Below are 14955 nucleotides of genomic sequence, written 5' to 3'. Positions count from 1 at the left end.
CTCCTAGATAAGGACTTGCGCTAACATGCGCAAGCCAGTGATGATAAGAACAACAGCGAAGATTTTCTTAAGTAAGCCTGCATCAAGCTTGTTGGCAATACCTGCGCCAATGGGAGCAAACAGAACGGTAAGCGGCACTATGCAAGCAAAGCCAAGCAGGTTTACGTAGCCGTAGGTTGCAAACGGGGCGTCGGCGGGAGTTGCACCTACAAACAGTAAGGTTAGCGCTGCAGGAAGAGAAATAATTAAGCCTACTGCCGCTGCAGTACCCACTGCTTTATGTGCAGGGTAGTTACAAAAAGTCAGTGTAGGTACGGTTAGCGTTCCACCGCCAATACCCACCATAGAGCTAAATAAGCCAATACAGCTTGCCATTACCGATTGACCCCCACGGCCTGGCAAACCATTAAATAGGGCGTCTTTTTTACCTATAAGCATGTTAATTGCAGAAAGCGTAGCAATAATGCCAAACAGTAAGGTTAGGAAAGTAGGGTTAACCACGGTAACCAGATAGCTGCCAGCAAGTACGCCAATTAATATGAATACAGCCCACGCTTTGAGTAAGGCAAAATCCACGTTGCCTTTAGCGTGGTGGGCACGAATAGAGCTTACCGAAGTGGGGACAATAGTAGCCAGCGACGTTGCTGTGGCAATGACCATCGCGCTTTCAGGTGATACGCCAAGGGCTTGAAATAAAAAGAACAGCACGGGCACTATCACAATGCCGCCGCCTACGCCCAGCATTCCCGCGAGTAAACCCGCGAAAACGCCCGTACCTATTAAAGACAATATAACCGTAAGGTTATCCATTAAAAACTGCATGTAATTTATAACTCTTCTAAGTGATTAATTTAAATGTGTAACTTAAGTTAATGGCAAAGCGTTAAGTGAATTAACGGTGACCAAAGAAAGCCTTACCGTCGCTGCGCGGATCGCTGGCACCATTAACCGTTCCTTCAGTGTCGCGAATGATGGCGCCGGCATGGCCCATCAATTCGTTGCATGGGTCTACCGTAACCATGTCGTGACCGCGGGCTAGCAAACTATCACCTACGTATTCAACCAAGTCGCGCTCGGCTTTTAAGTTGTGGCTCTGATCGCCCCACGTTCTGCCAAGCAACCAGCGTCCTAACGAAATCGCTTTTGCAATGGGTTGGCCGTGATAAATGTGACGCGCAAATAGAGCGGCTTGGGTTTGCGGTTGTCCTTCACCGCCCATGGTGCCGTAACTCATTCGGCGGCCATCAATAAGCTCTGCAAAAGCTGGGTTTAGCGTGTGAAACGGCTTTAAACCGGGTGCTAGGTATTGATTGCTGCTTGAGTCAAGTGAGAACGACGTGCCGCGGTTATTCCAAACAATACCGGTTTGTGGGCTTACTACGCCGGAGCCAAATTCCCAGTAAAGGGACTGAATATAGCTCACCATGCGACCTTCAGAGTCACAGCAGCCCATCCAAATGGTGTCGCCGTGTTTTGCTTCATGTGGCCATGGCAAGGCTTTGTCTAAAGAGATGTTCTTAGCCATTTCTTCAAGCGTGTCGTCGCTTAATAGGCTTTGTAAGCTCACCGGTGTGCGCGACGGGTCGGTCACGTTAGTGTTCCGAGCAATAAAGGCTTGCTTTGTACACTCAATGAGCAGGTGCACCATGTCGGCATCGGTACTGCCTAAGTGTTGAACTTTGTCGTACAGCGCCAAAATAATCAGCGACGCCACCCCTTGCGTGGGCGCCGGTAAGTTATAAAGCTTACCTTTACTGGTAGACACCGATAGTGGCTCTACTAATTTTGCTTCGTAATTTTTGAAATCTTCTAAGCGAATAGGGGAGCCTGCCGCTTCTAAATCTTCAGCGAGTTGTGTGGCAAGTTCGCCGTGATAAAAGTCATCCAAGCCTTTATCAGCCAAATGCTTCAAGGTTTCAGACAGTTTAGTAAGCTTTAAAATTTTACCTTTTTTAAGGGCTTTGCCCTTTATTAAAAACTGGGCAAAGTTTTCATCGCTACTGAGTTCCTCGAAAGTTTTGTTGCTAGCGTCAACCAGGCTTTGGGTAACTTCTATTCCCCAGTTGGCTTGGCTGATGGCGGTATCAAACAGCGTACTTAGCGGCAGCCCGCTTTGCCAAGAGTGGCTTATCTCTAGGGCTTTCTGCCACCCCGCTACTGCGCCGGCCATGGTTAGCGCCGACTTTCCGCCTCTGCTTGGGATTGCCTCAAAGCCTTCGTAAAACGACGGCGTCGCGCCTTTTGCGGCAACGCCAGACGCATCGATACCAACAGGGCTTTTGCCCGGTTCGCTGATAAGCCAAAAGCCATCACCGCCCATACCATTCATGTGCGGGTACTCAACGGCAATTGATGCCGCTGCCGCCACCATAGCTTCAATGGCCGTGCCGCCTTTCTCTAAAATGTTTAAACCCACTTGTGATGCAGCATAATGGGGCGCAGTAAACGCGATGTTCGGTTTTTCACTCATTGTTATATCCTTCGAAAATTCAGCAACGGCCAGGGCCTATTATGCAATAGGGTAGCGTTGTTTCTTCCTTCTGCTTGCTGCTAAATAGTGGAGGCGCAGTTTTTTGTGCGCCTAAACCATCAGCCAGTGGTTAGCGTTTTAGCTAACGCAAGAAGTGCAAGATCGTTGCCTTTTTTGCCCACAAGCGATAAGCCGCAGGGGGCATTGTGTAGGGTAAACAATGGCAAATGTAGCTGGGGCAAGCCCGCTAGCCCTGCTATTGCAGTAAGTGCAAGTAGCGCGTTTCTATCGTTTGCCAATGTTGTCTCGTCGGCATCGCATCGGGGTGCAACACCGGGTGTTGTGGGAATAACCAATACGTCAATGTCGTCAAATAGCGCATTGATGTGGTCAATCACCACTTTTTGTTGTGCTTTAGCAAGGGTGACGTCTTGCGTTGTTATGGTCTTGCACCATGCTAAGCGCAACATAATGTCTTTCGCAATATTTGGCTGAACTGTCTCAATCCACTCGCCGTGTTGCTGCCAAATTTCACTGCCCTGCAGAATTCGAAATGTAGCGGCGGTTTGCAGTTTTGAAAGATCTAACTGTTCTTCTGTTAGCGCAACACAACGGTTGTTATCAGCAAGTTCGGTTAACCATTTATTACATACCGAACTATGTGCCGAGTTTGCAAATAAAGGGGTGGCTATACCGAAGCAAGGGTTTGCTTTAATGGTGCTCTGCTTTGTATTATCTATACATGTGTGCGCGACTTTCTGAAGCGTATCGAGATCTCTCGTCATCCACCCAATGGTGTCGAAAGAAGGGGCTAATGCTACCATGTTGTCGCACGGTAAAAGGCCATGCGTAGTGCGAAGCCCCCATAACCCTTGATAGCTAGCAGGCACGCGTATCGACCCGCCTGTATCGGTTCCAAGCCCAATATCGGCAAGATGGGCACTTACCGCTACCGCAGAGCCAGACGATGAGCCGCCAGGAATATGTGCAGGTGCAACCGGGTTGACTAACGGCGCATAGTGCTTGTTTTGTCCATGCAAACTGTAGGCGAGTTCGTCGGTAATGGTTTTACCTTTAAAATTAGCGCCAGCGTTTAGCATGGTAGCTACACAGGTATTCGTTGCTTGAGGTATGTCGTGTGTTGCCTGCCAGTCGGGACTGCCTGCCGCCGTGGGCAAACCTTTTATATGAAACAAATCTTTCACCGCTAGACCAAGGCCCTTAAGTGAAGTGTTTATATCTTGGTCGTTATCAAGGCGCCTTTCTGCATGGCTCTTTTTAGAATGAGCGCTTACGTCTGGGCTGTAACTGTCACCAAGATAGATATTTAAATTTTCAATTGCCTGCTCAAAATGCTTGTCGCAGGGCTTGATTACAAAAGGTGAGCTCACAGCGCAATTCTTATTTTTCGTTCTTTATTTATTTATTCATATATGCCTACATAACATGAAACAATTGTTTCATTGTAATGTCAAGAAGAAACAAGCGTTGCTTTTCAGAAAAGCAGAAAAGCAAAAAACCGGAGAGCAAAAGGGCAAGCATTAAGAAGTCGTATAGCGGTAATTGAAAAATACGAACGAACTTATGTGAAGCCGCAACAAACAGCGCCACAATAGCCGCTGTTTTGCGGGGGCAATAGCCGCTAAAAGCCTTGAGGATTACTTTTAAGGAAGGCGATTTCTTGTGCCGTAGACTCGCGCCCTAACAAATGATTTCTATGTGGGTAGCGGCCAAACGTTTCAATCACCTTTTGGTGGCGCTTTTCAAAAGAAAATTCACGCTCGAGCCCTTCTTGAGAAAACAGTTCCATTGCGACATCGTGAATGGCAAGTGATTCACTTTGCATGAAAGGCATATACATAAATGCGCGTTGCTGCGGGGTTAACACCTTATCTGCTTCTACGCTGACTGCCTCTTGGGCTAACACCAGCGCCATACTATCGGCACTGAATGCATCAGCGTGGTTGCGAAAAATATTGCGAGAGAACTGATCTAAAAGAATGATTTCTGCAAGGCGACCTGTTGCTGTGGCACGCCATGGCCAAAGTTCGCCTTTTGTTGCAGCTAATCGAAGTTCAGAAAATCGCGACGCGATCGTTTTATCCAGCGCGGGATCTTCTTCAAACCACTGTTCAGGTGAAAGCTCACCAAACCAAAATGCTAACACCCCGTTAGCTTCTTCCATGACTACTTGCGTCTTATCCATATCTACTCCAACAGCATGTCAAAAGCAGTAAAATAAAAATAATTTATACTTATACCTACTTTTTCCTGAAAAAGTTCCATTTCTACTTGCATAATAGCTGTTATCTGCTACTTACGTTTATAGTATTGCTTAAAAAGCGTACGATTGGAAGCGTTAGCGTTTAGGACTTTCCAGCTCATCCATTTGAATATAAATCTCGGTAATGGCGTCTACCCGGTCTGCCGCGGCGCTACCCAATGCTTCGTAAGTTAAATTACACAGCGACGCGACAAGGCTCATGGGGGCTGCATAACTATCAAACGGCGAGTCGCTACCAATGTGTGTAACCAGCAAATGGTCAACGCTTTGGCGGTAGCCTTGACCGGTAGGATCGGTAATCAATACGGTTTTACACTGTTTTATACTGTTTAAGACATACTTGAACTGTCGGGTTCTGCGGCGAAAGCCAAATAGCACCACCACATCGTTTTCCCCAAGGTCAATGATATCTTCACTTAAGGTTTGCCCCGGTTGGGGTAAAACGCGTACCGACGTGCGAATCTGTTTTAACTGTTGCCTGAAGTGAAGCGCAATAGGGTAGGCGTTTCTAAACCCTATTAAGGTAATTTGGCCTGCCGAAGCAAGTAGCTTAGCCACTTCGGTCAATGCTTCTGAAGACGTACTTGCAAACGTATTTGCTAAATTTTTGCTATCACTTTCATGCTGAAGTACGCCGCTTGAAGGGCTAACGACAGGTACACCTTGTTCCCGTAATTGCACCAACGCGTCTTTCGCCTGTTGGTGCGAGTCGAAACCCAGCTGGCGAAAGAAACGGCTAACCGTGGCTTTTGATGTACCCGTTTTCTCGGCAATGAGTGAGGTAGATTGACTAAGCACAGCGATGGGGTTTTGTTGAATATAGTGCGCAATCGATTTGCCCGATGGAGACAACGAGGCATAGTGTTTTTCAATTTGTTGTAAAACGTCGCTAGGGCTATTTTTTGTCATTAGTTTCGCCTTATACATCTTGTGCAATTATTTCACGACTTTTGTGCGTTATACAAACACTACCTGAATTCACCCTCTCGCTTTTTCATATTTCTTCGTTTCTGATAATTACAAACCGCCTGTTAAACGCCTTTTTCAAACGTCTTTTCTGCGCAGTAATTCTCTTGGTGTAAACAAAACTAAATAGAAATGAATGGCTTACTTATAGCTGCAGCTCGTTAGGCGAAAGTAGCACCAAATTAGTCGTTCGAAGGGCGCACATTGGCACTACACTTTCATAATAGTAGCAATATTCATAAAACCGTCATCGGATGGTAATGAACGTGTTGTTCAGGGCATTAGGGCGAGAATCTAATGCATAAATGGAACAACAGGCAAGGGTAAAACGAGCATGGGTAAAACAAGAGGTGTGTTGTGGCGAAGCTGTGGTCTGAACTGATTTTGCTATTTGTAGCAGTTCCCTTTGCTGTGCTTTACTGGATAAAGCATTTCGCAAGTTACCTCATGCCTATTTTGGGTGTAATGGGGCTTTTTTGCTTAGCGGTACTATTAGCAGATAAACAATTTAAGCGTATAAAGTTGTGGCATTGGGACGACTACCGAATTCATTTTAAACGTACGCTTAGGCTATTTTTGCCGTGGGCGAGTTTACTTGCGCTGGTGGTTTATTTTCTCAAGCCAGCGCTATTTTTACATTGGCCAATGAACCAGCCTTGGATGTGGGTGGCAACCCTATTAATTTATCCAATTGTGTCTGTGATCCCGCAAGAAATTATCTTTCGCACTTATTTTTTCCACCGCTACAAACGCATTTTGCCGTCTAAGTACGCACGATGGGGCCTAAGTACTTTTTTGTTTGGTCTTGCTCATTTGGTTTATGGGAATTGGGTGGCCGTTGTTGTCTCTTGGATAGGGGGCGCAATATTTGGCTATCGATATATGCAAACTAACTCGACCCCTGTGGTCGTGATTGAACACGCTATTTGGGGCAGTTTTCTATTCACAATAGGGCTGGGATCTTATCTTGTGATTTCTACGTAGGCATTATGCATACAGCGTACACGGGCGTTAATGTTACTACCAAGGAATTAGGTTATGTTATCAACTTCGCAATTCAGTCACTGGCTTTCGTTTACTTCTTCATTTATGCAAGACAGTGAAGGTGGTGGCGTAACAAGCTTCACGAACGCGCAATCGTTGCTTTCCTCGCTTTGGGAAAGTTTTGTATACCGTTTACCTGGGTTAGCGCTTGGTGCGGTTATCATGGTGGCGTTTATACTGTTAGCCCCCCATGTGGCAAAAGTGCTGGTAAAGCCCTTTACTCGCACCACTGCGTCGCCACTGTTACGTTCGGTTATTCAGCGCAGCGTAAGCCTTATACTTATCTTACTTGGCATATATCTATTTCTGTTTTTGGCTGGGTTAACAGGCTTTGCAATTGCTGTGGTGAGCGGTACTGGCGTAGTGGGGCTTATTTTAGGTTTCGCCTTTAGAGATATTGCAGAGAACTTTATATCAAGTTTACTTCTTACCATTCAAAGGCCGTTTAGAATAGGCGATATTGTTCAAATAAACGAGTTCGTGGGTATTATTCAGAAGGTGACTGCGCGCGCCACCACGCTGGTTGATTTCGATGGCAATCACATTCAAATTCCTAACGCGACGATTTACAAGGGCGTTATTAAAAACCTTACCGCCAACCCGCTTATGCGTGGCCATTTTGTGGTTGGTGTGGGTTACGACTCAGACATACAGCATTCACAAAAAATTGCGCGTGACGTGACTAATGCGCAAGATAACGTGCTGCACGACCCAGAGCCGCAAATTCTTATCGATGAGCTAGGGGCGTCTACCTACAACGTTAAAGTATATTTCTGGGTGAATGTTGAGAAAACCAGCGTACTAAAAATGTCGTCTGTCTTAATGCGTAATATTACCCAAGCGTACTTAGATGCTGATATTAGCATGCCAGACGATGCGCGAGAGCGTATTTTTCCGCAGGGCTTAGCGATTACCCGCACTGATGACGCACACCCTGAACCTGAAAAACGCGCCACAGATGAGCATGGTGAAGGCGGCGCAGCGACTCGCACCCAGCATAAACCCCAAAGCGATGCAAAGCGCAGCGAAAGGCATCAATCAGATAACTCACAAAACAGCGAAGCGGATGACGTTACCTCTGAAGCGCATGAGATTAGAGAACAGGCCCGTAAGTCTCGAGACCCCGAGGCCGGTGAAAATATTTTATAAAGCAACTTAGCCGGGTGCGACTGGCGATAAGTTACAGCGGCCTAAAAACTGTTGCCATAGGCTTACGTGCGACTTCATCGCGTCGCTGTACTGTGCGAAGCCTTCTTGGGTTTGGTTTTCAATGTAGCGCTTCAGTTCTTTGTGCAGCGAAGGTTCGTTAAGCCATTTTTCCCACAATGGAGAGAGCTTATAGTGGTATTGGTTAACTAAACTTCCCACTGGCTGAATTTTTTCAATGAAGAATAAATAGAACACATTGCGCAGGATCTTGGCTTGATCGCTCGCTCTTCCATCCGGGCAGCTTACCGCTTCAAGTTTTGGGCTGAGCATGTGCGTTAACTCAGAAAGCGTATGGGCTAAGGTTTGCTGCGTTTGCCAGAGCGTAGCCGGCAACCGGCCTGAGCGAACAATGTGAAGTTGATTCTCTAATTCACTGCTATTGATAGGCGTGGCAAGGTTAGCCGCATTGTTAACGGTGGTTAAATAAAAGAGGGCGTTTACGCTTGATAGCGAATCTTTGTTGTTTTCTACAGAAAACAACCGCTGAGGGGTGTTAAGTGCCAAACGTAACTCTTGGCTTCCCTGAATCAGGTTCGCCCAGGTTTTGGCGTAGTCTATGGTTTTTTGCTCGCGCCATGACGCAATAGTATCGGCCAGCTTTTCATTACCACTGCCTTGTTCGTTTTGCAGCGCCGCTTCGCATTCTTTTAACACCGTAAGCAATTTGCTTTCGTGAACTAGCCGTTGTGAGGGCAGCTGACTTTTGCCTAAGGACGTGTTGCGCTCGGCAACTACGGTGCCCAGTTCACAATCTTGTAACGCGTAGAATTCCCGTAAATTAATACTTATGGGCTCAATGTTATGTTTAAGAGACGCTGAATCGGCAAGCGTAGGAAGGGGGCGTACTATGCTATCGTCAAACGACGGGGGAAGCGGCGTATTGAGTACACGGGAAAGGCGTTCAGCATAGTCTTCAATACTGTGCTTAACGGTGTTGTCACTAAAGCAGCCAGACAGCGCTAAGAAAGCCACGCCCACTGTGCCAATGCGACAAGCCCCTCTTAGCAAACGTTGGTTCACGCTGACGCCCCCGTATGTAAGCTACGACCACCATCGACAAAAATGATTTGCCCTGTGATATACGGTGCCGAAATTAAAAACCAAAGGGTGTTTGCAATATCGTCAGGGGTACCTAATTCGCCTAACGGAATGCTGGATAACAACGTATCTTTTTCCGCGTCTTCCATTTCTCGCTCTGGCCACAATATTGCGCCGGGACCTATGCCATTAACCCGTATATTAGGGGCTAAATCTATCGCTAAAGATTGGGTTAACGAGGCAAGCCCGGATTTTGCCAGCAGGTACACGCTGTGTTTGGCGAGAGGGCGGTCTATGTGCATATCAACCATATTCACGATACAGCCATTACTTTTTTTAAGTGCTGGCGCGAGTGCTTGCGACAAAAACAGCGGGCCTTTCACATTGCTGCCAACAAGCGATGTCCAGTCTTCCTCGGTGATATCGCCAACGGGTGTCGGGTAGAAGCTAGATGCGTTATTGACTAACACATCGAGCCTGCCCCAAACGTTTACGGCTTCTTCGCCTAATGCCGAAACCGCGTGGGTATCGCATAAATCTGCTTGTAAGCAAAACGCCGAGTTTGCGCGCTTTTGATTAAGCCTAGCGGCAAGTGAGTGTGCGTCATTTTCAGAGTGCCCGTAATGAATAATCACACGATACCCTTCGTTGTGTAATTTCATTGCCATTGCGGCACCAATGCGCTTTGCTGCCCCGGTAATAAGTGCGACAGGGCCTGAATTTGTCATAATAAAAGCTGCTCTCTATTTTTAAATCTTATGCGGCGTATTGTGAGGGGGTTAGTCTCTGTTAATGTCATCTAGCACGTGTTTTGCTTGCGCAATATAGTGCGCGCCGAATAATAACCCGTGATTTAAAATATGGTAAAGCTGGTAAATTGGTTTTCTTAACGGGTAATTTTTTTCAATGGGTAGGTGCTGTTCATATCCGTCAAAGAAAGATTGGGGAAAACCGTTAAATAACTCAGCCATGGCTAAATCGGTTTCCCCATCGCCAACATAGACAGCAGGGTCAAATAAAATAGGCCCCTTACTATTAAACCCTGCATTGCCTGCCCACAAGTCACCATGAAGCAGAGAAGGGTGGGGCTGATGTAAACTAAGAAGGTGTCGAACCCGCGTAACGATAGAGTCGATATCACCATCCTCGCTTTTCCAAAGTCCTTTTGAGGCCAAGCGTTCTAGCATGCTGCCAATTCGCCTTTCGGCAAAAAAATCGGCCCATGAAGCCATTCGTCCATTGGTTTGCACGCTAGCGCCAATGTAATTATCGTGGGGCCAGCCGTAGCTGGTATAGGCGTTTACCTTGTGAAGCGACGCTAACTGCTCGCCTAATGTGAAGTAGTTATCTGCGTTAGGCTCTATAAAGCGAATGTGAGAAAGCACTAAATATTCCATATTTGGGGTTTCGTTGGCGGTAATGCCGTGGCAGATGACGCGAGGTGTGGCAATCGTTTGTGTATTGGCTAAGGCATTTAATCCTTCCGCCTCATGGGAAAGCTGCTGGGTGTCGTCGTAACGCCTGGTTTTCACGAAATAGCGATGAGTAGCGTCTTTAATAATATAGCTTTCATGGGTGTCGCCACCGCTTACGCGCTCGGCTTTTTGACAACTGAAAAATTGCTCGGTCTCATCTGAAATATGCTCGCTAATGAAATGCCACATATCACACGCTCTGCTAAGTCTATTTCTTTACATTAAGACGCCTATTTAAAACGTTCCCTTGAAACGCTTTGGTATAAAGATAGTGCCCGACCCGCGATAACGTCTTACTAACTGGCTTGGTGTGAACATATGCGCAAAAAAAGCGCATAAGAAAAGCATTAATAAGCCAAATCGCATTATTCTAAAGTATGGGTTAAAAAAACATAAATGCACGAATTCGACGCTTAAAATGTTAAATGCAAAGAACAATATGACACAAATTGCACCAAGATAGCCTTTTGATTATTGAAGTTGCCCATACACTGGTTATAATCCACCACTTGCTGTACCGAGCCCGCGCATTTTTTATGCATAGCGCGGCGAAAGTGCGCTGTATTCGAGTGCTCAATAGCACGATTAAATTTATCAGATTATGCATGTGGCGCAGAGTAGGCGTCACCACTGTAAAGGAATTAAAATGCCTGTAATTACCCTTCCTGATGGAAGCCAACGCGCTTTCGATAACCCTGTTTCTGTACTAGATGTTGCAAACGATATTGGCCCTGGTTTAGCCAAAGCAACCATTGCAGGGAAAGTAAACGGCGAACTTGTAGACGCTGTTGACATGATTGACGCAGACGCACAACTTCAAATTATTACTGCAAAAGACGATGAAGGTTTAGAAATTCTTCGTCACAGTTGCGCGCACTTGTTAGGCCACGCTATCAAACAACTTTGGCCTAACACCAAAATGGCTATCGGCCCAGTTATCGACAACGGTTTTTACTATGACGTTGATATGGAAGAGAGCCTAACCCAGGAAGATTTAGCTAAGTTAGAAAAGCGCATGCTTGAGCTGGCTAAAACCAATTACAACGTGGTTAAAAATAAAGTTAGCTGGCAGGAAGCCCGCGATGCATTTGAAGCGCGCGGTGAAAGCTACAAAATGGAAATTCTTGATGAAAACATCAGCAAGGACGATCGCCCAGCACTTTATCAACACGAAGAATATACCGATATGTGTCGTGGCCCGCACGTACCGAACATGAAGTTCTGCCACCACTTCAAACTCATGAAGGTAGCAGGTGCTTACTGGCGTGGTGACAGCGACAACAAAATGCTTCAGCGTATTTACGGCACAGCGTGGGCTGACAAGAAACAGCTTAAGTCTTACCTACAGCGCTTAGAAGAAGCGGAAAAGCGCGACCACCGCAAAATTGGTAAAGCTCTTAACCTGTTCCATTGGCAAGAAGAAGCGCCAGGTATGGTGTTTTGGCACAACGACGGCTGGTCTATTTACACCGAGCTAGAAAGCTTTGTGCGTAAAAAACTGCGTGAATACGGCTACGACGAAGTAAAAGGCCCATTAATGATGGACCGCTCTTTGTGGGAAAAATCAGGTCACTGGGATAAGTACGCTGAAAACATGTTCACCACCGAATCTGAAAAACGTGAATATGCGGTTAAGCCTATGAACTGCCCGGGCCACGTACAAATTTTCAACCAAGGCTTAAAATCGTATCGCGATTTACCGCTTCGTATGGCCGAGTTTGGCTGCTGTCACCGTAATGAACCATCGGGTGCGCTACACGGCTTAATGCGTGTGCGAGGCTTTACGCAAGACGACGCTCATATTTTTTGTACAGAAGAACAGATCCTAGAAGAGGTAAGTGGCTGTATTAAGATGGTGTATGAGACATACGCGGCATTTGGTTTTGAAAATATCAAAGTTAAGCTGTCTACTCGCCCTGAAAAGCGTGTAGGTGCGGATGAGATTTGGGATAAATCAGAAGCGGCGCTTGCAGAAGCACTTAAAGCCAACGATATCGAATTCGATTATCAGCCTGGCGAAGGTGCGTTCTACGGGCCGAAAATTGAGTTTACGCTGCACGATTGCTTAGACCGTGCATGGCAGTGCGGAACCGTACAGCTAGATTTCTCAATGCCAGGTCGTTTAGGCTCTACTTATGTAGCTGAAGATGGCGAGCGCAAAGTACCGGTAATGATTCACCGCGCTATTTTGGGTTCATTAGAACGCTTCATCGGTATTTTGACCGAAGAATTTGCAGGTTTCTTCCCACTTTGGTTGGCACCTCAGCAAGTTGTGGTAATGAATATTACCGACAAACAGGCTGACTATGCATCAGATTGTGTAAAAAAACTGCAAGATTTAGGGTTTAGAGCAAAGTCTGACTTGCGTAATGAGAAAATCGGCTTTAAAATCCGCGAGCACACATTGAAGCGTATTCCGTATATGCTGGTGGTGGGCGATAAAGAAATGGAAGCGGGCGAAGTAGCAGTACGCTCTCGTCGCGGCGACGACCTAGGCAAAATGGGCCTGGAAGACTTTATTGCCATGGCTCAACAAGAAGTTGTAGAAAAGACAATTAAATAGTTGAGCATTTTGTGTATAATGCACATCAAGGTGTCTGCTTTTAGTTTTTATTTTTTAGATTCATACGAATCACCTAAAAGCAGACAAAAGAATTAAATGTTTGGAGGAATAGCACATTAAAGGCGCTAACAACAAGGCTCAGGGCGACAAAGCCCGCATTAACGATGAGATTAAAGCCAGAGAAGTAAGATTAATTGGCAAAGACGGTGAACAGGTTGGTGTGGTTTCGCTAGCAGAAGCTACGCGTACCGCTGAAGAAGCGAGCCTAGATCTAGTAGAAATCAGTCCGAATGCCGAGCCGCCAGTCTGTAAAGTTATGGACTATGGCAAATTCCTCTTCGAAAAAAGTAAAGCTCAAAAAGAGCAGAAGAAAAAACAGAAGCAAATTCAGGTCAAGGAGATTAAATTTCGCCCTGGCACTGATGAAGGCGATTACCAGGTAAAACTGCGCAACCTGCGTCGCTTTCTTGAAGGTGGTGACAAAGCCAAAGTTACGATCCGCTTCCGCGGTCGTGAAATGGCGCACCAAGATATCGGTATCGATTTGTTAAACCGCGTTAAAACGGATTTAGAAGAAATCGCTACCTGCGAGTCTTTCCCACGTCGTGTTGAAGGCCGTCAGATGATCATGGTGCTAGCCCCAAATAAGAAGTAGTAACGGTCTAAAGTTTTAAGGAATCTGCACCCTTAAACACCTTGCTGCTAAACATTAGCCGGTATGAAGTGACTGCAACACGAAAAATACCGATATTAAACAATGCGGAGTTTTAGCAATGCCTAAAATGAAAACTGTAAGCGGTGCCGCCAAACGTTTCAAGAAAACGGGTTCTGGCCGCTTTAAAAGCAAACAGTCTCACTTACGTCACATTCTGACTAAGAAGAGCTCTAAGCGTAAACGTCACCTTCGTGGCAAAAAACTGGTTCATGACTCTGATACCAAATTGGTTCAGCGCATGTTGCCTTACGTATAAGACTTAGGAGACTGATTAATGGCTAGAGTAAAACGCGGCACTATCGCACGTGCTCGTCACAAAAAAGTCCTCAAGCAGGCAAAAGGTTATTACGGCGCACGTTCACGTGTATATCGCGTAGCGGTACAAGCTGTAACTAAAGCTGGTCAATATGCTTACCGTGACCGTCGTCAGCGCAAGCGTCAATTCCGTCAACTATGGATTGCACGTATCAATGCTGCTGCTCGTCAAAATGGTATGTCATACAGCCGTTTCATTAACGGTTTGAAGAAAGCGTCTGTTGAAATCGATCGTAAGATCCTTGCCGACATCGCAGTACATGACAAAGCAGCTTTCAGCGCACTAGTCGAAGCGGCTAAAGGCGCATTAGCTTAATTATTAACTAATTAAGTTTAAGTTCTTTCGGGAAAAGGCGAGCAGGATGCTCGCCTTTTTTCGTTTTTGTGGTTTAGATAAATCACTCTATTTATGGTGTTTACCTTGTCGCTGACTTTGCACGCCTTTAAGCAGCTAATATAAATAACTTACAGAAAACGTTGCTGCAAATACTTAATAATTTCTGAAGACTCGTACAACCAAATATCCTTTTCAGGAGTTTGTATGCGTAAGCAAGGGGCTTTCACTTTTCCTCCGCGTTGCGCCAATTCATCACGATACGGTGACCCACTCGATACGCTGCGTTTACGAATAGGCAAATTCAATTTATACATAGCGCTGCGTGTTTTAATACAAAAAGGGCATGCAAAAAATTGATAAAGTGTTAATTCTTGTACGGCTTTTTCGACTTGCTGTTGTTCTTGTGGCAATCGTTTAAGTTTTCTGCCACGAGTTATTAAATCAAGCAAGGCGATAAAACCGCCAAGTGCGTTTCGAATTAGGGAAATGAATAAGCTCAATTTTATGACTTTCAAGGTTAAGAAATACAGCGGCGTAGT

General features: G+C 45.9%; 15 protein-coding genes. 6 read left to right on the top strand and 9 right to left on the bottom strand.

Annotated features, from left to right (window positions below; translation table 11 throughout):
• Nucleotides 1-3 precede the first annotated feature (3 nt).
• From ACX5J7_RS16205 to ACX5J7_RS16185, 5 genes are all read right to left on the bottom strand, one after another.
• A complete protein-coding gene (locus ACX5J7_RS16205; RefSeq protein WP_015066875.1) occupies nt 4-822 on the bottom strand; it encodes a sulfite exporter TauE/SafE family protein in 819 nt (272 codons plus the stop codon).
• 70 nt (nt 823-892) lie between these two features.
• The gene (locus ACX5J7_RS16200; protein WP_278383151.1) at nt 893-2470 is read right to left on the bottom strand and encodes a gamma-glutamyltransferase family protein; all 1578 of its coding nucleotides are present in this window, start codon (nt 2468-2470) and stop codon (nt 893-895) included.
• A 119-nt stretch (nt 2471-2589) separates the two neighbouring features.
• Nucleotides 2590-3861 carry an amidase gene (locus ACX5J7_RS16195; RefSeq protein WP_485165417.1) on the bottom strand — a complete coding sequence of 424 codons (1272 nt, stop codon included), beginning with the start codon at nt 3859-3861 and terminating at the stop codon, nt 2590-2592.
• A 251-nt stretch (nt 3862-4112) separates the two neighbouring features.
• Complete coding sequence (locus ACX5J7_RS16190) at nt 4113-4676, bottom strand: DUF924 family protein (protein ID WP_024016114.1); 564 nt, start codon at nt 4674-4676, stop codon at nt 4113-4115.
• 153 nt (nt 4677-4829) lie between these two features.
• A complete protein-coding gene (locus tag ACX5J7_RS16185) occupies nt 4830-5663 on the bottom strand; it encodes a MurR/RpiR family transcriptional regulator (protein WP_020745741.1) in 834 nt (277 codons plus the stop codon).
• A gap of 414 nt (nt 5664-6077) precedes the next feature.
• Between ACX5J7_RS16185 and ACX5J7_RS16180 the strand changes: the two genes are divergently transcribed.
• Together ACX5J7_RS16180 and ACX5J7_RS16175 are read left to right on the top strand one after the other, a co-directional pair.
• Nucleotides 6078-6704, top strand: coding sequence for a CPBP family intramembrane glutamic endopeptidase (locus tag ACX5J7_RS16180; RefSeq protein ID WP_071951271.1), 627 nt, complete (start codon nt 6078-6080; stop codon nt 6702-6704).
• A gap of 54 nt (nt 6705-6758) precedes the next feature.
• Complete coding sequence (locus tag ACX5J7_RS16175) at nt 6759-7913, top strand: mechanosensitive ion channel family protein (RefSeq protein WP_278383144.1); 1155 nt, start codon at nt 6759-6761, stop codon at nt 7911-7913.
• 6 nt (nt 7914-7919) lie between these two features.
• On the opposite strand, the gene ACX5J7_RS16170 is transcribed toward ACX5J7_RS16175, so the two are convergent.
• Genes ACX5J7_RS16170 through ACX5J7_RS16160 form a run of 3 tightly spaced genes read right to left on the bottom strand, consistent with a single transcriptional unit; the run spans nt 7920 to nt 10675 of the window.
• Nucleotides 7920-8993, bottom strand: a complete 1074-nt coding sequence (locus ACX5J7_RS16170; RefSeq protein ID WP_474372326.1) for a DUF3080 family protein — start codon at nt 8991-8993, stop codon at nt 7920-7922.
• A complete protein-coding gene (locus ACX5J7_RS16165) occupies nt 8990-9739 on the bottom strand; it encodes a pteridine reductase (protein WP_485165418.1) in 750 nt (249 codons plus the stop codon). Before ACX5J7_RS16165 ends, ACX5J7_RS16170 begins: the two co-directional genes overlap by 4 nt.
• A gap of 51 nt (nt 9740-9790) precedes the next feature.
• A complete protein-coding gene (locus ACX5J7_RS16160) occupies nt 9791-10675 on the bottom strand; it encodes a fructosamine kinase family protein (protein ID WP_278383849.1) in 885 nt (294 codons plus the stop codon).
• Nucleotides 10676-11132: 457 nt separating this feature from the next.
• On the opposite strand from ACX5J7_RS16160, the gene thrS reads away from it, so the two are divergent.
• The 4 genes from thrS to rplT all read left to right on the top strand — a co-directional run bounded on the left by thrS (nt 11133) and on the right by rplT (nt 14395).
• A complete protein-coding gene (gene thrS, locus ACX5J7_RS16155; RefSeq protein WP_015066886.1) occupies nt 11133-13049 on the top strand; it encodes a threonine--tRNA ligase in 1917 nt (638 codons plus the stop codon).
• Between the two features lie 115 nt (nt 13050-13164).
• Nucleotides 13165-13704: a translation initiation factor IF-3 gene (gene infC / locus ACX5J7_RS16150; protein WP_071951277.1), complete on the top strand. Its 540-nt coding sequence runs from the start codon at nt 13165-13167 to the stop codon at nt 13702-13704.
• A gap of 118 nt (nt 13705-13822) precedes the next feature.
• Nucleotides 13823-14020 carry a 50S ribosomal protein L35 gene (rpmI, locus tag ACX5J7_RS16145; RefSeq protein WP_012518091.1) on the top strand — a complete coding sequence of 66 codons (198 nt, stop codon included), beginning with the start codon at nt 13823-13825 and terminating at the stop codon, nt 14018-14020.
• 18 nt (nt 14021-14038) lie between these two features.
• Complete coding sequence (gene rplT / locus ACX5J7_RS16140; RefSeq protein WP_012518092.1) at nt 14039-14395, top strand: 50S ribosomal protein L20; 357 nt, start codon at nt 14039-14041, stop codon at nt 14393-14395.
• A gap of 149 nt (nt 14396-14544) precedes the next feature.
• On the opposite strand, the gene ACX5J7_RS16135 is transcribed toward rplT, so the two are convergent.
• Complete coding sequence (locus ACX5J7_RS16135) at nt 14545-14916, bottom strand: glutathione S-transferase N-terminal domain-containing protein (RefSeq protein ID WP_020743343.1); 372 nt, start codon at nt 14914-14916, stop codon at nt 14545-14547.
• Between the last annotated feature and the right edge of the window lie 39 nt (nt 14917-14955).

The sequence above is a fragment of the Alteromonas infernus genome, from assembly GCF_902705815.1.
The sequence above is the reverse complement of the archived record's forward strand: the minus strand, read 5'-3'. Positions and strand labels throughout refer to the sequence as shown.